At 35.6% G+C, this 20,030-nt stretch carries 24 protein-coding genes; 15 read left to right on the top strand and 9 right to left on the bottom strand.

Annotated elements, in window-relative coordinates; translation table 11 throughout:
- Positions 1-11: 11 nt before the first annotated feature.
- Together JI747_RS04260 and JI747_RS04255 are read right to left on the bottom strand one after the other, a co-directional pair.
- A complete protein-coding gene (locus tag JI747_RS04260; RefSeq protein WP_225686510.1) occupies positions 12-638 on the bottom strand; it encodes a chloramphenicol acetyltransferase in 627 nt (208 codons plus the stop codon).
- A gap of 76 nt (positions 639-714) precedes the next feature.
- Entirely contained in the window at positions 715-1,557 is an 843-nt protein-coding gene (locus tag JI747_RS04255) for an AraC family transcriptional regulator (RefSeq protein WP_225686509.1), read from the bottom strand.
- A 160-nt stretch (positions 1,558-1,717) separates the two neighbouring features.
- Here JI747_RS04255 and JI747_RS04250 point away from each other — a divergent pair, with 160 nt between their 5' ends.
- The 14 genes from JI747_RS04250 to JI747_RS04185 all read left to right on the top strand — a co-directional run bounded on the left by JI747_RS04250 (position 1,718) and on the right by JI747_RS04185 (position 12,091).
- Positions 1,718-3,094, top strand: a complete 1,377-nt coding sequence (locus JI747_RS04250) for an amidohydrolase family protein (protein WP_225686507.1) — start codon at positions 1,718-1,720, stop codon at positions 3,092-3,094.
- Between the two features lie 10 nt (positions 3,095-3,104).
- Positions 3,105-4,217 carry a major royal jelly family protein gene (locus JI747_RS04245; protein ID WP_225686505.1) on the top strand — a complete coding sequence of 371 codons (1,113 nt, stop codon included), beginning with the start codon at positions 3,105-3,107 and terminating at the stop codon, positions 4,215-4,217.
- Positions 4,218-4,219: 2 nt separating this feature from the next.
- Entirely contained in the window at positions 4,220-5,203 is a 984-nt protein-coding gene (locus JI747_RS04240) for an aldo/keto reductase (RefSeq protein ID WP_225686503.1), read from the top strand.
- A gap of 71 nt (positions 5,204-5,274) precedes the next feature.
- A complete protein-coding gene (locus JI747_RS04235) occupies positions 5,275-5,565 on the top strand; it encodes a DUF3861 domain-containing protein (protein WP_225686502.1) in 291 nt (96 codons plus the stop codon).
- Between the two features lie 13 nt (positions 5,566-5,578).
- Positions 5,579-6,631 (top strand): aldo/keto reductase, encoded by a 1,053-nt coding sequence (locus JI747_RS04230; protein WP_225686501.1) that lies wholly within the window; start codon positions 5,579-5,581, stop codon positions 6,629-6,631.
- Positions 6,632-6,649: 18 nt separating this feature from the next.
- Positions 6,650-7,501 carry an NAD(P)-dependent oxidoreductase gene (locus JI747_RS04225; RefSeq protein WP_225686500.1) on the top strand — a complete coding sequence of 284 codons (852 nt, stop codon included), beginning with the start codon at positions 6,650-6,652 and terminating at the stop codon, positions 7,499-7,501.
- Between the two features lie 44 nt (positions 7,502-7,545).
- Entirely contained in the window at positions 7,546-7,935 is a 390-nt protein-coding gene (locus JI747_RS04220; protein ID WP_225686499.1) for a MauE/DoxX family redox-associated membrane protein, read from the top strand.
- A 47-nt stretch (positions 7,936-7,982) separates the two neighbouring features.
- A complete protein-coding gene (locus tag JI747_RS04215) occupies positions 7,983-8,438 on the top strand; it encodes a PPC domain-containing DNA-binding protein (RefSeq protein WP_225686498.1) in 456 nt (151 codons plus the stop codon).
- A 24-nt stretch (positions 8,439-8,462) separates the two neighbouring features.
- Positions 8,463-9,041: a Crp/Fnr family transcriptional regulator gene (locus JI747_RS04210; protein ID WP_225686497.1), complete on the top strand. Its 579-nt coding sequence runs from the start codon at positions 8,463-8,465 to the stop codon at positions 9,039-9,041.
- Positions 9,042-9,130: 89 nt separating this feature from the next.
- Complete coding sequence (locus JI747_RS04205) at positions 9,131-10,204, top strand: SDR family oxidoreductase (protein WP_225686496.1); 1,074 nt, start codon at positions 9,131-9,133, stop codon at positions 10,202-10,204.
- The gene (locus JI747_RS04200) at positions 10,205-10,885 is read left to right on the top strand and encodes a TetR/AcrR family transcriptional regulator (RefSeq protein WP_317197612.1); all 681 of its coding nucleotides are present in this window, start codon (positions 10,205-10,207) and stop codon (positions 10,883-10,885) included.
- 29 nt (positions 10,886-10,914) lie between these two features.
- Positions 10,915-11,415, top strand: a complete 501-nt coding sequence (locus JI747_RS04195) for a hypothetical protein (RefSeq protein ID WP_225686495.1) — start codon at positions 10,915-10,917, stop codon at positions 11,413-11,415.
- A 2-nt stretch (positions 11,416-11,417) separates the two neighbouring features.
- Complete coding sequence (locus JI747_RS04190) at positions 11,418-11,720, top strand: DUF3817 domain-containing protein (protein WP_225686493.1); 303 nt, start codon at positions 11,418-11,420, stop codon at positions 11,718-11,720.
- Complete coding sequence (locus JI747_RS04185) at positions 11,717-12,091, top strand: rhodanese-like domain-containing protein (protein ID WP_225686491.1); 375 nt, start codon at positions 11,717-11,719, stop codon at positions 12,089-12,091. Before JI747_RS04190 ends, JI747_RS04185 begins: the two co-directional genes overlap by 4 nt.
- Positions 12,092-12,247: 156 nt before the next feature.
- Here the strand turns inward: JI747_RS04185 and JI747_RS04180 are convergent, their stop codons facing one another.
- Both JI747_RS04180 and JI747_RS04175 read right to left on the bottom strand, forming a co-directional pair.
- Complete coding sequence (locus JI747_RS04180; protein ID WP_225686489.1) at positions 12,248-13,072, bottom strand: tyrosine-protein phosphatase; 825 nt, start codon at positions 13,070-13,072, stop codon at positions 12,248-12,250.
- Between the two features lie 20 nt (positions 13,073-13,092).
- A complete protein-coding gene (locus JI747_RS04175; protein WP_225686487.1) occupies positions 13,093-15,972 on the bottom strand; it encodes a TonB-dependent receptor in 2,880 nt (959 codons plus the stop codon).
- Between the two features lie 258 nt (positions 15,973-16,230).
- Between JI747_RS04175 and JI747_RS04170 the strand changes: the two genes are divergently transcribed.
- Positions 16,231-17,388 carry a helix-turn-helix domain-containing protein gene (locus tag JI747_RS04170; protein ID WP_225686485.1) on the top strand — a complete coding sequence of 386 codons (1,158 nt, stop codon included), beginning with the start codon at positions 16,231-16,233 and terminating at the stop codon, positions 17,386-17,388.
- A gap of 61 nt (positions 17,389-17,449) precedes the next feature.
- On the opposite strand, the gene JI747_RS04165 is transcribed toward JI747_RS04170, so the two are convergent.
- The 5 genes from JI747_RS04165 to JI747_RS04145 are packed head-to-tail and all read right to left on the bottom strand — an operon-like array spanning position 17,450 to position 19,997.
- Complete coding sequence (locus JI747_RS04165; RefSeq protein ID WP_225686484.1) at positions 17,450-18,043, bottom strand: Crp/Fnr family transcriptional regulator; 594 nt, start codon at positions 18,041-18,043, stop codon at positions 17,450-17,452.
- The gene (ytxJ, locus tag JI747_RS04160) at positions 18,043-18,429 is read right to left on the bottom strand and encodes a bacillithiol system redox-active protein YtxJ (protein ID WP_225686483.1); all 387 of its coding nucleotides are present in this window, start codon (positions 18,427-18,429) and stop codon (positions 18,043-18,045) included. The genes JI747_RS04165 and ytxJ overlap by 1 nt, the downstream gene beginning before the upstream one ends.
- Positions 18,426-18,887: a hypothetical protein gene (locus tag JI747_RS04155; protein ID WP_225686482.1), complete on the bottom strand. Its 462-nt coding sequence runs from the start codon at positions 18,885-18,887 to the stop codon at positions 18,426-18,428. The genes ytxJ and JI747_RS04155 overlap by 4 nt, the downstream gene beginning before the upstream one ends.
- Entirely contained in the window at positions 18,881-19,417 is a 537-nt protein-coding gene (locus JI747_RS04150) for a YfiT family bacillithiol transferase (protein ID WP_225686481.1), read from the bottom strand. The genes JI747_RS04155 and JI747_RS04150 overlap by 7 nt, the downstream gene beginning before the upstream one ends.
- Positions 19,410-19,997 carry a hypothetical protein gene (locus tag JI747_RS04145; RefSeq protein ID WP_225686480.1) on the bottom strand — a complete coding sequence of 196 codons (588 nt, stop codon included), beginning with the start codon at positions 19,995-19,997 and terminating at the stop codon, positions 19,410-19,412. The genes JI747_RS04150 and JI747_RS04145 overlap by 8 nt, the downstream gene beginning before the upstream one ends.
- Between the last annotated feature and the right edge of the window lie 33 nt (positions 19,998-20,030).

Raw genomic sequence — 20,030 nt, 5'->3', positions numbered from 1 at the left:
GTGGTTATTATTTAAAGATCCAGCTGTTTTTGAAATTCTTCAATATACTTCGCAAGATGAAGACCATCTGCTAATCCGTGGTGAGCTTCTATCGATACCGGCATGAATTTTCTTCCGTTTCTGATACTGAATTTTCCAAAGGCGATTTTCGGAATACATTCTTTAGGATCAAAATTGGTCGGATGTAAAATGGCACTGAAAGAATTCCAGGGAATGGTAGTGTGTCTGATGTGATTGATCGGTAAAACATCATTACTGATTCCTAAACCCGTAGAATTTTGAACAGACTGTATCTCTTCCTGTAAACTTTTATTAAAAGTTTCAAAATCCGGAGAATAATGAAAAAATGAAAATCCAAACGTTCCATCTGGTCTTCCGATGGTTCCTCCGACGTGAACTTCATCATATAACACTACATTTCCATCTACAATTCTGAGCTTCAGTTCATCTACTGTATTGATCGCGACCATTGATTTATAAAGATAAACCGCATAAAAAGACTCCCCGTTTTCCTTAGCAAAATCATACGCCTTTGTACAGTCAACCTCTGTTGTAAAGCCGAAATACGGGCTTTTCATGCTCGAAAAAAATTCAAAGTGCTCCTTTCTGTTCCAACGCTCAAAATCTATTACCTTCATTGATTTATTTTTTGCAAATTTCCGTAAGTTTTATTGATTTTAAAAATTGTAACAAAGAAAAATTCGTTTTATCAACTTATGAGGTATGCTGAAATTTATAATCGGAAGGATTAATGTTCAGCTGCTTTTTAAAATAATTGGTTAAATGACTTTCGTCGGTAAAACCAAATTCAAATGCGATCTGCTTCATGGTCATTTGTCCCGCCTGAATCCTTCTTTCAATCAATTTCAATTTATAATCTGTGATGTATTTCCGGTAAGAAACTTCAAAATTTCTTTTAAAATAGGCTCCAAAATAAGTGTCTGAAATATTAAAATGCTTAGAAATCGCATTAATTCTTATAAGTTCCGGACTGTAAATGTTTTGATGAATGTAAGAAATAAGATCATCTTTTTTAATGGTTCCGCTTTCTACATTAATATTTAAAAATTTTGCGGACGCTTCACGAATTAATCCAAACAGGGATAAAATCTGGAAAAACATGATCGGAGAATCTGAAACTTTGTGAAATCCGTTGTACTCAATAATATTTTCAACCGTTTTTTTCAGAATCGTCTTGCAGGGTTCATCAAAGCTCAGTTTTTCTTCCTTTAACAAAGGATTCCGCATAATATCAACCGGAGAAGTTGTGGTAAGATTATCCGGTGAAAGATGCTTATTGGTTTCAAAATAACTGTCATTGAATTTGATGAAACAGAACTTAGTGGATTTTTTAATCTCAAAAAAATGTTCGTCTTCGGGAGAAATCAAATAAAGATCTCCGGCTTTATAGGGAATTACCAATTTATTGAAATAATGATTTCCGCATCCTTTGAAGATGTAGACCATTTCATAATAGGTGTGACTGTGATTGGGAAAAGGATAAACAGATGTTTCAAACACATCAATTTCCAAAGGCTCGAACTGTTTTCGTTTCATAACCTAAAGTTACAATATGTTAAATGATTTTTACAACCTTAAAATGAATTTTTTTAGCAAAATTTGTATAGACCGAAAAAATTATTTTCTAAATATAGTTTCCGGTTGTATTTATTCTTGTTCCCTTTTCAATTTTACAACAACCAAAAACATGTCAGATATGAAGATGCTAACCAAAATATCAGGAGCCTTATTGGCCAGTTTTTTACTTCTTTTCTGCAATCAGAAAAATAAAGAAAATCCGGAGGCTTCAAATGAAATTTTATTACTGGAAAACGTCCGGTTGATAGACGGAAACGGAGGAAATCCCATTGAAAACACAAAAATTTTAGTTAAAAACGGGAAAATTGCCCAAATAGGAAATGATATTTCAGATAAAGATGCTCAAACAGTAGACTTAAAAGGAAAAACTATTATTCCCGCTTTGATTTCTGCCCATTCCCATATCGGAACTTTAAAAGGAACGACTACAAAACCTGAAAACTATACTGAAGAAAATATCCTTTCACAATTAAAAAAATACCAGAATTACGGAGTATTGAATATAATGGTGATGGGAACAGACCGTCCTCTTTTGTTTGAAAGCGGTTTGAGAGACCGATCTGCAAAAGGAGAAATCGAAGGAGCAAGAATTCATTCCGCAGGATATGGTTTCGGAGTTGCCAACGGAGCTCCACCACTCGATTTTGCGATGGATAAAGTTTTCCGGCCAACTTCTGTAGCTCAGATTCCTGCCGAAATGGACAGTCTGGCAAAAGTACATCCCGAACTTGTAAAGATTTGGGTGGATGATTTTAACGGAAAATATAAGATTAAAATCAAGCCTGAAATCTATAAAGCCATCATCGAACAATCACATAAAAGAAATCTAAGAGTTGCTGCACACGTTTATTATCTTTCTGACCTGAAAAAATTAGTTGCAGATGGTATTGATATTATCGGACACAGTATCAGAAGTGAAGTCATTGACGATACTACTCTGGCTCAGATGAAAGCAAAGGGAATTGTCTATATTCCTACCCTTTCTCTGGATGAGTTTGCTTTTATTTATGCCAAAAAACCGGAATGGATCAATGATCCTTTCTTTAAAAATTCCCTTGAACCGGGTGTTTACGAAATGATTACTTCTGAAAAATATCAGAATGATCTTAAAAATTCCCTGAATTTTACAAAGAATATGAAAGCTTTTGAAATTGCTAAACAAAATCTTAAAAAAGTTTTTGATGCAGGAATTTTAGTAGCGATGGGAACAGACAGCGGGGCGATGCCTTTAAGAGCACAAGGATTTTCAGAACATTTGGAATTACAGCTTATGACAGAGGCAGGATTAACTCCTCTTCAGGCTTTAACAGTAGCAACAAAAAACTCAGCAAAAGCTTTAAAAATTGATAAGGATTTCGGAACTCTTGAGGTCGGAAAAACAGCAGATTTCATCGTAGTTGACGGTAATCCTGCAAAAAAGATTAAAGACACAAGAAAAATAGTCTCTGTATATAAAGCCGGAAAAAAAGTCAGTAAAGGAGCTTTTACCAAATAAAAAACAAACAATGAGAACAATTTTTTTAAGTTTTTGCTTGGTAGGAATGACCTTCTTTTCAAATGCACAGACAACTTATGAAGTTGTTACAAAAATCTATCCGCCAAATCCGGATCCGTCGGGAATTGCCGTGAGTTCTGAAAACCGTGTCTTTTTAGGATTTCCCCGTCATGCTGATAATCATAAAGAATTTGCTTTGGCAGAACTGGTGAATGATCAGTTAATTCCCTTTCCCAATAAAGAGTATGTCTATCCAGGTACAAAGCCTTATAAAGACTGGCTGGTTTCACCCCATGGAATGTATATTGATAAAAATGATGTTCTTTGGGTTTTAGATGATGGAAAACGCTCCGGAATAAAGGAAATTCCTGAAGGTGCGGCAAAAGTAGTTGCGATCGACATCAATACAAAAAAAATACTGCATTCGGTGATTATTCCGAAACCTGTGTTGGCAGATGATGCGCATTACAATGATCTTCGTGTTGATCTTTCCCACGGGAAATCTGGAACGGTGTATATTGCTAATTCAGGATTTGGTCAGCATTATTCTTTGGTAGTGCTGGATATTGCAACAGGGAAAGCAAAAGAAGTTTTACTCAATCATTTTTCAACTTCTCCGGAAGCCGGTTTTATGGGATTTCTGGAAGGAGAGCCTAAAGTATATGATTTTAAAAACCAGACTTTTCCTAATGGCGGAGCTGACGGTATTGCCATAAGTCCTAATGAAAAAACATTGTACTGGACAACCATTACAGGCAGGAAGCTTTATAGTATTTCAACGGAAATTATAAGCAATTTTGAGACAACAGAACAGCAGATTGAAAACGCTGTGAAATTTGAAGGAGAACATCCGGCTTGCGACGGATTGGCAGAGGATGAAAAAGGGAATATTTTCTTTGGAGCTTTTGAACAACAATCTATTGTTCAGAGAAGTAAGGATAGAACATTTAAATTGCTTTCTCACGACAAAGAAAATTTTGTCTGGCCCGATGGTTTAGCCTATCGGAATGGCTATGTATATGTTACTTTAGGACAATGGAACAGACTACCCAGTTTTAATGACGGAAAAGATCTGAGAAAACCGCCTTATTGGGTAGTGAAAATAAAAACAAATAATAAATAAGAATGATTTACAGAAAATTAGGAAACAGTGATTTAAAAGTATCGGCTATTACTTTTGGAGCTTGGGCTGCAGGAGGCTGGATGTGGGGAAGCACAGATAGAAATGAAGCTGTTGAAGCCATCAAAGCATCTTATGACGTGGGAGTAACTTCCATAGATACCGCTCCGATTTACGGACAGGGAACGAGCGAAGAAATTGTGGGAGAAGCCATCAAAGGGATTTCCCGTGACAAGGTTCAGATCCTGACAAAATTCGGAATGCGTTGGGATCTCGCAAAAGGTGATTTTGCCATGCACAGTAAAAATAATGACGGAAAAGATATTGATGTCTATAAATATGCAGGAAAAGAAAGCATTATTTATGAATGCGAACAGAGCTTACAAAGATTGGGAACAGATTATATCGATCTCTATCAGATTCACTGGCCGGATTCTACTACGCCGATTGATGAGACGTTTGAAGCGGTTTCCAGACTGATTGAGCAGGGAAAAGTACGTTTTGCAGGAGTTTGTAATTACAATGCCCAACAAATGGCAGAAGCGGAGAAAACATTGAATCTGGTTTCCAATCAGATTCCTTTCAGTATGGTAAACCGTGGAATTGAAGAAGAAACGGTGCCGTATTGCATTGAAAATAATAAATCAATTTTAGCGTACAGTCCGTTGGAGAGAGGTTTGCTGACCGGAAAAATCTATAACGGATATCAGTTTCAGGAAGGAGATCACCGTGCCAGTCACAAGCATTTCCAGCCTGAATTTATTGAAAAGACCAATGCACTTTTAGATCAGATAAAACCAATCGCAGAAGCACACAATGCGACTTTAGGACAGTTAGTTTTGCGCTGGACCATCGAAAGACCGGGAATTACCATCGCTTTAGCCGGAGCGAGAAATGCAGAACAGGCGGTTCAGAATGCAAAAGCTGTTGAAATTATTCTAAGCAAAGAAGAAATAAATACAATAAACGAACTAGTTAATAATTTTTAAGCTAAAAATTTGAATGGTCAATGCGTAATTCAAAAATTGCAAATTGATTATTCAAATTTCACTTTATCATTATGGAAAAAAGAAACAATAAATACCATCTTACCCTTCAGGAATTATCATTAAAAGACGGTTCAGAAGGCGGTAGAACTTTAGAATTTGATTTTGAAAATCACGACAGTTTATTTCATATTTTTGAAGTAATACAGTCGAAGAAAATCTTTGAAGACGAAAATACGGCACATGAATTCGCTTTAGGATTAAAACTTTTTACTGAAGTGATGATCAAAAACAAGCAGCATCCATTGTTTGAGGAATTGAGACCTGCAATCATGGAATTTATGAAAAAACTGAAAAGTCAATAAAAAAGAAGTAAAAATGGAATATAGATTTTTAGGAAAATCAGGACTAAAGGTTCCTGTTCTAAGCTTCGGAACTGCCACATTTGGCGGTGAAGGCGATTTTTTCAAAGCTTGGGGAAGCACTCAGGCTGATGAAGCCAATAGATTGATTAATATCTGTTTGGATGCCGGAGTCAATTTATTTGATACGGCCGATATTTATTCCAATGGAAAATCTGAGAGCGTTCTCGGAAAAGCCATAGAAGGAATTCCCCGTGATCAGCTTATTTTATCTACCAAAACTACTTTTACGTTTGGTGAAAATCCGCTCAATCAGGGTTCTTCAAGAGCACATATTTTGAAACAGATTGAAGGAAGCCTGCAACGATTAGGAACAGATTATATAGATATTTATCATATGCACGGATTCGACGGAAATACTCCTGTCGAAGAAACCCTGAAAGTTCTTGATGAATTAGTAACCAGCGGAAAAGTCCGTTATATTGCGGCATCTAATTTTTCAGGTTGGCATTTGATGAAATCGATGGGAATTTCAGAAAAATACGGTTGGAGCAAATACATTGCACATCAGGTCTATTATTCTTTAGCCAACCGTGAGTACGAATGGGAACTGATGCCTCTCGGATTAGATCAGAATGTAGGAGCTATTGTCTGGTCTCCCCTTTCATCCGGACGTCTGAGCGGAAAATACGGAAGAAACAAACCGGTTCCGCAGAACAGCCGTATTGCACAGGGAGGAAGTCCTGTTCCGGAAGCTGTGGTTCAGGAAGAGATTTTTTACAATACCATTGATGCGTTGGAAGAAGTTGCTGCCGAAGTGGGTAAAAATATTGCTCAGATTGCTCTCAACTGGCTGCTTCAGCGTCCTACGGTTTCAAGTATCATTATAGGAGCCAGAAATGAAGAACAATTAAAGCAAAATTTAGAGGCAGTAGGCTGGAATCTTACCAGGGAACAAGTTGAAAAGCTGGACAAAGCGAGCGAAATCCCTCCTATTTATCCGTATTGGCATCAATGGCAGAATAAAAGCTTAAATCCTACTCCTGATTTTTATACTCATATCAAGTAATTTATTTAAAGTAAAAAAATGAATGCAGAAAAAATAGGCTTTATCGGACTGGGAAATATGGGACATCCGATGGCGAAAAATTTAGAAAAAGCAGGTTTTGAGCTTGCTGTTTTTAACAGAACCATAGCAAAAGCAGAAGATTTTAAAGAAAAATCAATTGTTTATAATAGTGTTTCTGAAGTGGTAAAAAACAGTGATGTTATTTTCACCATGCTTACGAATGACACTGCGGTAAAAGCTGTGTATGAAGAAGTTTTAAGTCAGAATATCACAGGGAAACTTTTTGTAGACATGAGTACGATTTCTCCGGAAGCGACCAATGAAATCTCAAGTGCTGTGAAAATAAAAGAAGCCGGATTTATTGACGCACCCGTTGCGGGAAGTACAAAACCTGCGGCAGACGGAACATTGATTATTATGGTGGGTGGTGAAGAAAAAGATCTTACACGTGCAGAACCTTACCTTCAAAAATTAGGAAAAACGATCAAGCATTTGGGCGAAAACGGAAAAGGAATTGCTGCCAAATTATCCGTTAATTATTTTATTTCAACGATTTATCAGGGATTGGCAGAAACCATTCTGTTTTCAGATAAATTGGGAATTGAAAGAAAAGATATGTTGGAAATCATCAACGAAAGTGCAAGCGGAAGCGGTGCTACAAAGGTAAAAACGCCATTATTGATAGAAGATAATTATGATCCGGCTTTTGCATTAGATTTAATGTTAAAAGACATCTTACTGGCAAAAAATGCCGGAGCAGATTTTCCTTTATCAAAAACTTTGATTGAAACTTACCAGTCGGCTCATGATGAAGGTTTTGGAAAACAGGATGTGATTGGAATTATTCAGTTTTTAGGTAAAAAGGGCTAGGTAAAAAAGTTAGAAGTTCTATTTTACCCATAAAAATAAAAAATATGAAAGATTTTAAAACGGCTTTCTTTTTTCTGAGACTTCCGGTTGCGGTTTCGTTGTTGGGGCACGGCTTGGTTCGCTTGCCAAAACTTCAGACATTCAGCGAATGGATGGTTACGAGTATGGAAAAATCTGCAATTCCGACAGCTTTAATTGTGCCTTTCAGTTATCTTTTACCTGTTGTGGAAGCCATTCTCGGTATTTTGTTATTGGTTAATTTCAAAACAAAATATACGCTGTACGGAGCTTTGACTGTCATGAGTATTTTGATTTTAGGAAGCTGCTCCATTGAAAACTGGTCGGCAATTGAAGCACAGTTATTACATTCGTTCTACCTGTTCGGACTGTTTTGGTTTTATGAAAAATATAAACCTGAAAATAACATTCAGTGAAAAATATCCGGAATATTTTATTTTTATTCATTGTAACGACTCATCTTATGAACGCACAGAATTTAAAAGGAAAAAACTGGTCTGCCAGAAAAGTTGATACCACCTATATTGTCAGTGTACAGGATAAAGCCAGTATTGTGGAATCATTAACCGATTTTGTAAATAGTCAGCATATTCAGGCAGGTGAAGTTACCGGAATCGGAGCTGTGAATGAAGCTACTCTACGCTTCTTCACTCCTTCTACCAAGTCTTATGTTGATAAAACATTTAAAGAACAGATGGAAGTAACCAATGTTTCAGGAAACGTCTCTGAAATTGAAGGAAAGCTCATGCTACATTTGCACATCACTTTAGGAAGAGAAGATTATACTGCTTTGGCAGGTCACCTTTTGGATGCGAAAATTCGTGGAGCAGCCGAGTTTATTTTTTATCCGTTAAATACAAAAGTTGTTAAGACGAAAAATGAAGAAGTGGGACTGAATTTTTATGATTTTGAAAAATAGTATTTTTGAATAAATATTTTCCTCATGTTTGAGACTCTCCTTTCCCATATTCAGAATAAGGTGGATGTAACGGAAGCACAGAAGAATGAACTGCAGTCGTTTTTCACCTTTAAAAAACTTCGGAAAAAGCAATATTTATTGCAGGAAGGAGAGATCTGCAAATGTCTTTCGTTTGTAAGTAAAGGCCTTTTAAAGTCTTATTTTATGGATGAAAAAGGAAATGAGCACATCAATATGTTTGCCTTTGAAGGTTGGTGGATCTCAGATTTCAACAGCTTTATCAATCAGGAAAAATCGGTACTGAATATTGATGCTATTGAAGAAACAGAGCTGTTGATGATCACCCGTGAAGAATATGAAAACCTGATGCTTACCATTCCTGTCATGGACCGTTATTTCAGGATCTTATATCAAAACAGTCTGGTAACGAAAGATTATCGGCTGATTGTTTCCAACAGTTTTACAGCTGAAGAAAAATATACCCAGTTTGCTCAGAGAAATCCTGAAGTTATTCAGCGGGTTCCGCACAATCTTATTGCTTCTTTTCTGGGATTGGCGCCTGAAACGGTAAGCAGAATCCGTAAAAAGATCTCCACTCAATAAACTTGATCCAGATCAAGAGAAACACATGATCTAGGTCAAGTGTTTCAGCCTGTTTCTCACCATAATTTTGTGAAATAAATTTTACTATTATGGAAAACAAAAATACGGCACTGGTAGTCGGAGCTACCGGAATTACAGGAAGCAATCTTGCCCAGAAACTGATTTCACAAGGTTGGACAACGTATGGACTGTCTAGAAATCCGAATAATGCACTTGAAGGCTTAATTCCGATAAAAGCAGATCTATTGGATGTTAAAAGTCTGGAAAATGCTTTGGAAGGCATCTCTCCTACTCATGTTTATTTTACTACCTGGATGAGAAATGATACGGAAGAGGAAAATATTCGTGTAAACAGTGCATTAGTCCGAAACTTACTAGATGTTTTATCCCCTAAAAAATCGGTACAGCATGTTGCTTTGGTAACAGGTTTGAAACATTATTTAGGCCCGTTCGAAGCCTATGCAAAAGAAGGGAAACTGCCTGAAACTCCCGTAAGAGAAGAGCATCCGAGACTTCCGTTACCTAATTTTTATTATGCTCAGGAAGATGAAGTGTATAAAGCCTCAGAAAGAGACGGTTTTACTTGGAGTATTCACAGACCGCATACTGTAGTGGGTTACGCGATCGGAAACCTGATGAATATTGCTTCTACACTGGCGGTGTATGCAAGTATCTGTAAGGAAACCGGAAGAAAGTTTATCTGGCCCGGATCTTTCGAGCAATGGAACGGAGTTTCAGATGTAACAGACGCCAGAATTTTAGCTAAACAATTGGTTTGGGCTTCGACTACAGAATCAGCGGAAAATACGGCTTTTAATATTGCGAACGGAGATGTATTCCGTTGGAAATGGCTTTGGCAGAGATTAGCCGATTGGTTTGGAGTTGAAGCGGTAGGATTTGAAGATCAGATCAGGCCTTTGGAAAAAGAAATGGAAAATGATCAGGAAATCTGGAAGAATATTGCCCAGAAATACCAGTTAAAAGAAGAAAATCTGAACCGCTTATCTTCAGCATGGCATACAGATCTTGATTTGGGAAGACCTCTTGAAGTGATGTGTGATATGACCAACAGCCGAAATTTAGGTTTCAGTGAATATCAGAATACGGAAAGATCTTTCCTTGATGTATTTGAAAAACTGAGAGCAGAAAGAATAATCCCTTAAATGTATCATCAGAAAAGAGCTGTTTCCGGACAGTTCTTTTTTTCTTCATTAAAATATCGTTCCTTTGTAAAAAAGACCAGCTGGTATTTTATGAAAAAATCGGAAGCAACCCGTCTCAATATTCTCCAGAAAGCTTTTGAGCTTATCTACGTCAATGGGTATCAAACCACTAGTGTAGATGAGATTATTGCCACCACCCAGGTGACGAAAGGGGCTTTCTATTATCACTTTAAAACCAAAGACGAAATGGGTTTGGCGATCATCAATGAACTCATGATTCCCAACTTCAAAAATACTTTTATTGAACCTTTTCAAACGGTTGTAAATCCGTTGGATGCGATTTATGAATTAATGTATAATTTATTGATCGAAAACGAAAACTTAAAGGTTGAATACGGTTGTCCCGCTTCCAATTTTACTCAGGAAATGGCTCCCTGGAATATTGAATTTACAAAAGCTCTGAACCATCTTTCCCAGCAGTGGGAAAACACCATGATTGATTCTATTGAAAAAGGAAAAGAAACAGGAATTGTAAAAGCAGGTGTGAATGCAAAAGAAGTGGCTGTTTTTGTCTTATCCGGTTATTGGGGAGTGCGGAATTTAGGGAAATTAGAAAATTCAAAATCAGTTTATCTGGTTTATTTAAAAGGACTTAAGTCTTATTTCGATACGTTGAAATAATTTTTTTAGCTAAAAACATACTATTTAGTATGTTTTTGTTATACCTTTGTCCGGTTCATAAAAATTTGATGATGTATCAGACACTTACCTTTTTGCATTCCACTTTTCGATGGCTGGTTTTAATGAGTTTATTATATTCTGTTTACAGAGCGTATCAAGGCTATTTTTCAAATAAAGTATTTTCAAAGATGGATAATTCTGTGAGACACTGGACAGCAACAATTGCCCATATTCAGTTGGTGTTGGGGATTACATTGTATTCTCAAAGTCAGATCGTTAAATACTTTTGGAAGAATTTCAACGAAGCGAAGGAATCTTTTGATCTTTTATTTTTCGGACTCATTCACATTTTTCTGATGTTGTTTTCAATTATTTTAATTACCATCGGATCAGCCGTTTCAAAAAGAAAAGAAACTGATAAAGAGAAGTTTAAAACGATGCTGATTTACTTTCTGATTGCTTTACTCATCATCTTTATTGCCATTCCGTGGCCCTTCTCTCCTCTTGCTAACAGACCTTATTTCAGATAATTATGCTTAATTTATTTAAAACCAAAATCGGACGTTTAAGAATCATTGCGATTCTTGAAGGGATTTCTTTGTTAACCTTAGTATTTATAGCCGTTCCCATGAAATATGGATTTGACAATCCGGCTTTTGTAAAGATGATGGGACCTATTCACGGTTCTCTATTTCTCCTGTTCTTATTCAATACGTTAAGCGTTGGCGTTGAACAGAACTGGAAATTTAAAGAAATCACCTGGAAAGTACTTTTGGCGTGTATTATTCCGTTCGGAACATTTTATATTGATAAAAAAATATTAAGCAAACTATGAAAAATATATTGTTTTTTTGCGGAATTGCTTTGCTGATCTATATGGTGTATCGCGTATATAAATATCAAACATTAGACGATGGTTTGGATAAATTAATTAAAAACGGAGCGATCATTCTGGATGTAAGAACGGAAAAAGAGTATGAAACCGGCCATATTGAAGGTTCGCAGAATATCTCTCTAGGAACGATCAGAGAAAGATATATTGAACTTGATCCTGATAAAACATATATCACAGTGTGTTCACATGGTTTACGAAGTGTAAAAGTAGAAAGTATTTTAAAAGAAAAAGGCTTTAAAAATGTTTACAACGGTGGCGCCTGGAGTGATTTGCAGAAAAGTTTTCATTTAAAAATTTCTGAGAATAAATAAGCCGTGAGAAGATTCTACACGGCTTATTTTAATAAAAATCTAACTAGGTCTTTTTAAAAATAGTCAATTGTCAATTTTGCTTCGCAGGTCAACGAAGAATTTGAAGTAAGATTTAGTAAAATTGACAGGCAAAGTAAATTGATCTTTTACAATTGACTATTTAAGATATTTCTGTTTTAAAACTGCAATTTCTCTCGGTCCGATTCCCATTTCTATCTGAAAGAAATTTTCTACGTTTCCGTATTTCTTATTGATGGCGGCGAAGAAATTTCTGATCAATTCAGGTCTCAATTCCATTTGCTGTTTGATTTCAGCTTCCGTTAATCCTGACATTTTTGAAAGCCCTGAATACATTCCTTTCATGGTTGGATTTTTAGCCAGATAGTAATTGGAAGCAACATAATCATTTTCAATTACATCTTGAGGAACTCCTAAAATATTTAAGAATAAAGCGGATGCCATTCCGGTTCTGTCACGTCCTCCCGTACAATGGAAAAGTAATGCTTCATCCGGTTTTAAGGTTAATAACTGAACAAATAAAGTTCTGTATCTTTCTCCAAAATAAGGCAATCCTCCTTCTCCATACATATCAAACAGGAAATTCTTGTCTTTTAAGAATTTTGCCATATCCTGAGCGGTAGGAAGATTATTGCTTCCTGCAGGACAAAGAATGTAAGAAGTGTTTGCTGGAAGTCTGTCCTGTGCTTTTTTTGCCTCTTCCACGCCTCTGAAGTCTACTACGGTTACGATTTTTTTATCTTTAAAAGTTTTTAAATCCTTATCCGATAATTTGTCGATTGCATCACTTCTGAATACTTTTCCCAAAGCAACTTCTTTTCCATCAGTGGTTTTATATCCTCCTGTATCTCTGAAATTATAGGCACCTTCCATCTTTACGACACGTCTTGCGCTGTCTTTTATTTGCGCCTGTACTGAAACTCCCAATGTAGCGATTGCCAATGTTAAAATTATTTTTTTCATTTTTATAATAAGATTTTAGATTAAAATACCTGCCAACGAATTCCCAACTGTCCTCTGCTTCCGTACCATTCGTGAGAAGTAATTCTTTGTTTGTTATCTCCCATGTATTGTCTTAAACTTTCGTTGTTGATGTTATTTAACTCTACAAATAGCTTAACTTTCTTAGAGATATCGTAGCTTGCAGAGAAATCTATCGTAAAGTTTTTATCGGACCAGATGTAATATTGACTTCCCAATTGCTGGTTAATAGACTCTACAGATTTACCTCTGTAATTGGCGGCAAGACGAACCATCAACTTACTGTTTTCATAGTATAGAATGGCATTAAACATATTTTTAGACTGGTTAGGTAATGTGGTTCGATCAGAAGTTAAACTACCGTCAGTTCTTTGAACATCCACCTTTGAATCGATGTATGTATAATTGAATTCTACTCCGAAACCACTGAAAAAGCCGGGTAAGAAATCGAAACGTTTGTTGATTCCTGCTTCAAAGCCTACTAAATTTGCATCATTAAGGTTTTTAGCCTGCTTTACAAGATAGTTGGTTCCGTCAAGATTCATCATAGAAGCATCATTAAAAACAACATCTGATACTTTTTTATAAAATACGCCTCCTGAAAGAAGACCAATATTGTCAAAATAGTATTCTCCCATTACATCGAAGTTGTCACTGAATGTAGGTTTCAGGTCGGGATTTCCTTTGGTAATCACGTTTGGACTTGTGGTGTTGTCGATGCTCACTCCCGGAGACATATCTCCAAAATTTGGTCTTACAAATGATCTTGTATAGGCAAATCTTACGTTAGCTTTTGGTGTGAAATTATATTTCATGTGTAACATTGGTAAGAAAGCATTGTAATTACTTTCTACCGTTGAAGGGGAAATAACTGCTGTTGTTCCTTGTTGTGTAGATTTTGAACCGTACAATGATAATCTGGTAGATTCATTTCTAAAACCTCCGATAATTTTAAAATTCTCAGATGCTTTTATTTCTGCCATTGCATAAGTCGCCATTACATTTTCCTCACCATTGTAAACGCTTGTTGCATTACCCGCTGCACTGGAAAAATCTTTGAAGTTATTTTGTGATAAGAAGCCCGGAGAGAACAAATCAAAAAGTTGCCCTTTCGTTGGCGGATTCATAATATAAGCATCTAAATTATTATTCATTCCTCCCAAGAACTGTGTTCCCTGCGCAGCCTGCTCTGTTGATAGTTGGGATAAGCTTAATAAATTGGCTGTAGTCGGAGCATACACCTGATTATATCCGTAAGTACTGTTTCTCTGTTTTGTTCTGTATTTTGCTCCTACTTTTAATGTGATACTAGGATTAAGCTCATACTTTAGATTAACTCTTGCTATTCTGTCACGCTCATTGTTATCCAATTTTGCAATAACTAATTGAGAAAGCAATAATTTATCGGCGCTCATCACTTCTGCCGGATCGGAAACATCTGAACTGTAATCTAAATAATTACCTCCTGTTCCGGTGGGAGAATCGAAGCCCCAATATCTTCTTCCATTGGTTAAATTATTAAAACCACCATTGATTTTCTGTCTGAAAGTGGCAATAGGAAGCCCTTTCGTATCATTTGTAGGCGGAGTGTCTAAGAAGTAATTTGCCTGATAATTGCTTGCCATCCAATCCAAGCTTAATTTTGGAGCTAAAGTATGTTCCCCTCCCAATTCCATTCCGTATAATTCTGTCTGATAATGAGAATATCTGAAATTATACTGATACCTCTTATTGGTATAGTCTACATAAGATTCGTATACAGGGCGAATGTCATCAAACTTATTGTACATTCCACGGAAATACACCTTGTTATTGGCATTAAATTTATATTCTAAACCACCATTGAGTCCGATCGTTCTTCTGGTCCCCATATAACGCTTCATCATCACTGTATTGATAGACTTACGTTCTGTATCATTGGATAATCCGGTATTATAAGTGACATCAAAAGCATCCGCTCCCCATTGTCTGTCCCAGATCGCTCCCGATAAGATTACTCCTAATTTATTTTTGAAAAAACGGTCACCATATACAATCGAACCATTATAAGTTCCGTTATGCGAAAAGGTATTATAGCCACCTGCTCCACTCACGATTAATGTTTTTCTTGCGGGTGTAGTTCTGGTAATAAAATTGATACTTCCTCCAATAGCATCGGCATCCATATCCGGAGTTACTGCCTTTGAAACCTGTACAAACTGAATCAATTCAGACGGAACAACATCTAAAACAAATGATCTGTTTCCCATGACATTGGCACTTGGCAATCTGTTTCCGTTAAACAGAGCCGATGTCCAGTAAAAAGGAGTTCCTCTTACCGTTGCCTGATCCGCTTCTCCATGATATCTTGCCACAGCAACACCCTGAACTCTTTGTACCGCTTCTGCAGCATTTCTGTCGGGAAGTTTTCCGATCGCATCGGCAGCAATTACCTCCATGATGGCGTTGTTGTTTTTCTTGATCTCGTAAGCTTTAGCCTGAGTTAAAGCATTAGGTCTTGAAATAACCACCTGCTGAATATCGTTTACTTTCTCCTTGTTCTTTTTCTCTTCAGGAGCAATCGTAATGTAACCAATATCGTTGGTTCCTTCCTTTATAGTGATCGGGAAAATTTTTGTTTCATACCCGATATACTCTACTTTCAGGTTGATCTCTCCCAATTTGGGTGAAAGAAGGTTGAAATCTCCGTCTAATGCTGAAACTGCTTTCGCATCTGCATCCACAATTGAAATATTGGCTCCCGGAAGTGCTCCATTTGTTTTACCTACAACAGTTCCTCTGATTGACTGTGCATGAATGGTTCCCAAAGATGCCATCAGAAAAAATGCGGATATCTGAATGATTCTTGACTTTTGTTTTGAAAAACCAATTGAATTGTTCATAGATTTTTTTTTGATGCAAATTTGGGGTACGGATCACTTCTATTCGTCCGAAGGAAAAAACCAGAATCGGTAACGTGTCACTCGTTGGAATAATACTTTTAATTATTTGATTTCCAGTATTTTAATTTTGTTTAACTGTTTGTTATTTATTTATGAACTCAATATTAAATGGTGAATAAGATTTTTAATAGATAAATAATAGACTTCAGAATGATGAAATGAGAATTTTGTATTTATTTTGTGAAAACCTAAGGAAGAATGCAATATATAGTTATTATTGGGGCTTTTCAGGCATTGGTGGCGCTTTGGCTTTTACAGTTCAGGGAAAGAAAATCGGTATCGAATTATCTTTTTATTTTCCTGCTTTCAGCGATTGCTGTTCACTTGACAATTAAGTTCGTTATATTCAATTTTATCCTTGATGAAAGTATCAGACAGCAAATGAATACGTTCATTGGCGTTTGTTATGGTCCTTTGATCTATTTATACACTTTAAGCAAGACAAAAAAAGAATTTTCTGTGGCGGGAAAATGGTATATTTTTATTCCGCTTTTTGTTTTAATGATCGCTTATTTCACCATTTCCTGTGTATTTGTTATTTTAAATCACGTAGATCAAAAGCTGCTCGATCTGTATAATAATTTCAGTTTATACTTAATATTTTCGATTAATCTGTATTATCCTCTAAAAAGTATTTTAATTGCCGGAAAAAATAAGAAGGAAAATCTTGAAAAGGTAGAATATGATGTCATTAACAGAATTTCTTACTGTATTCTTATCATGGAATTAGGAGTAATTGCTTCCAAGACCCTGCTTTATCTTTATCCTGAAGAAAACCAATTGATAAACCTGTCGATAAGAAGTGTCGCTTACTTTTTACTATTGGTCATCTGTCTTTTAATTGTAAGGAAAAGTTTAAAAACCGAAATGTCTGCATCTTCAAAAGTTGATTTAAATAAAGATATTCAAGTAACATTCAATCAAGACTTTATTGGAGAAGATACATCGTTAAAAACGGTTGATTACGAAATAAAATTCAGTGAACTTTGGCAAAAGATGGATCAGTCTGTGAGGCAGAAACAATTGTACAGAGACTGTGACCTGAATCTCGATCAACTTGCATTAAAAACAGAGATCAATAAATACCAGATCAGCGAAATGCTGAACGGATACAAACACAAACCATTCTACCGTTATATTAACGAATACCGTATTGAATATTTTAAAAATATAGTAGAAAAAGCAATTGAAAAAGAAGAGAATATTAACTTTTTATCTTTTGCTTACGAAGCCGGTTTTAAGTCAAAGTCATCTTTTAACCGCTATTTTAAAGAGATAATAGGCAAAACCCCTTCAGAATACTATAAAAGTATGGTAAATGAAGGTAAGCAGCCAAGCTTTGAAATCAGTGCATAAAAAAAATCACTTTCTAAAAAGAAAATGATTTTATATCTCTGCAAACAAAGTGATTCCACTTTTATTTATCGGTTACAAAATTCTTTTTTGCCAGTTCCTTTCTTACACGGCTTAAACTTTCAGGAGTTATCCCTAAATAAGAAGCGATCATCCATTGCGGAACTCTTAATAACAAATCCGGATACATTTTTATAAATCTAAGGTATCTTTCTTCAGCAGTTTCTCCCAATAAAGAATTGATCCTGTTTTGAAGGCTTCTTACATGCTTCTGAAGCAGAATGTCATTCTTTGGAGCAATATTCGGAAACTGTTCTACCAGCTTTTTGAAGAAATCAGGCTGTAGCAATAAAACCTCAGAATCTTCCACAGCTTCTATGTAATATACCGATTTTTCATTGAAATAAAGACTGCTTCTGTCAGAAATCAGCCAGCTTTCCGGAGCAAACTGTATAATGTGTTCTTTCCCGTTTTTATCGATAGAATACATTTTGATAAGGCCCTTTTCTACAAAAAAATTGTATCGGCAGATTTCTCCGTATTGCAAAAGAAAATCGTTCTTAGCCACTTTTTTTATCTCATAATGAAGGCTGCATGTACTTACATTTTCTACGGGAACTTCGAGAATGTTTGCTAAATAGGTATTAATATTTTTCATTATGATAATTGATTTATAGATATATCTTGATGGGAAGCATGGTTAATTACCTTTCCGTTCTCTATGACAAGCAATTGAGGGCTTTCATGTCTTATTTCCAGATCTTCCGCTATTTTATTGGAAAGCGGTCTGTAGGCCAATAAATCTAAAAAATACAGATCTGCTATATCGTCAGTATTTTCAATACTTTCTATATCTTTTTCAAAATTTCTCAAGACTGTTTTGCTGATAAAACAACTTGTTGAATGTTTAAATATGGCAATTTTGTAAGCATAAGAATTTTCAATAGCAATTTTAAGATCATCTTCGGATTCTATTTTCTTCCAAAATGATTTCTGCTCTTTTGCTTCTTCTTTTCCGCCGAATATTTTATCAAAAAAACTCATACATTAAATTGTTTAAGATGATGGTTGAGATGTTTGTATTCCAAAAATCCCCAGTCCTTATTTTTCATGGTTCCAAAGAGAACATGCTCTTTGGGTAAACGTTCTTTTTCAAAGGCTTCCCAATAAAGATCCAATGTTTTTAAGAGCTTATTTCGGGTTTCTTCAAAACTACATTCAAAATTAACGATTAGTTTTTGAAAAGTAGGCATATTATGAGGAATTCCGTTATTAAAAATTTGCATTTCCTTTTTTGTAAGAATACCTATTGCTTTAAAAACAGGATTGATCTGCGGAAGCTTGATATTTTGAAGAGGAACCTGCAATACCAGATCACAATGATGCAGCATTTGGGCAGCGTTCATTTGGCCCCATTTCTTTTCAGAATCAGCAGATAGATTAGAGATCCTTACTTTGATCTCATCAAAAAAGTATTTGTTATGAAGCGTCTTTCTTACCAACCTTTTTCGTTCTTCAGGTTTTCAATATGGGCAAAATGATGATTACAATGCCAAGCGTATAAAGTGGCACTGTTTTTCAGGGTATAATTTATATTTTGTTCCGGATGATGAAAAGTTCTGTTGAACTGTTCTTCAGATAAGCTTTTTAATAAAACCGACCATCTTTGATGCGTTCCTTTAATCATTCTTAAAGCAGGTTTTATAGGCATTGTTACACTGTCTGCTAATTCAGCCCATTTTGCCTCTTCATAGGGTTTTATGGTAGGATTATCCTCGGTTAATGCCAGTTTAAATCTTGTGAAACTATTAATATGACTATCAGCAAGATGATTGATAACCTGTCGTATCGTCCATCCTCCTTCTCTGTAAGGAGTGTCCAGTTGTTCATCTGACATATTTTCTACCAGTTTTTTCAGCCTTTTCGGGAAATCGCTGATGGTATCAATCGCGTCTGTTAATTGTTCACGAGTAATGTTTTCGGGCTGTAGAAATTCACCGATAGGAAATCTTTTTTGGTCTATATTATTCATTTTTTGTTATGTGATTGAGTAAGGTTAATACAATTACAGCATCTTTATCTTTTAAATAATAAAGCATTTTATTTTTATAGTGGTCGTTTTTAGAATGTATTATAAAATGGTGATGGTATTTTTTTATGGCGATATCTTCCAATGCTATTTCTTTTTTATCAAATACAATTCTGTCTTTAAAAATACGAATTCCCGCAATGGTACATTCTTCATTATTACGGAATTTTTCAAGATAATTTTTAACAAGATCACTTATGAAATGTTCCCATAAAGCATCAACAATATCAGAATATAATGTGTGTTTCTCATTTAATTTTCTACCATAGAATAGTTTAAAAAATATTTTAAGTTCTTTACCATACTGATCCCTGATAAAAATCTGATACTCCCGTCCAATGGTCATTCTGTATCCTCTGATGAAATGAATACCATAACGGATTCCGGCAATATCTTCTTTATTGATAATGCTGAAAAGATCATTATTATGGTCTTTATTTTCAAACTTTATAAAATTTTTGTCGATCATTAATGACCGCTTTCTGGTGTCAAATAATCCGCGAACAATGGTAAATGTTTTCATGAAATTTCGATGGGGTCCATACAATTGGGCTTT

This window comes from Chryseobacterium tagetis (genome assembly GCF_016735585.2).
In the GTDB taxonomy this organism is placed as follows: domain Bacteria; phylum Bacteroidota; class Bacteroidia; order Flavobacteriales; family Weeksellaceae; genus Chryseobacterium; species Chryseobacterium tagetis.
The sequence above is the reverse complement of the archived record's forward strand: the minus strand, read 5'-3'. Positions and strand labels throughout refer to the sequence as shown.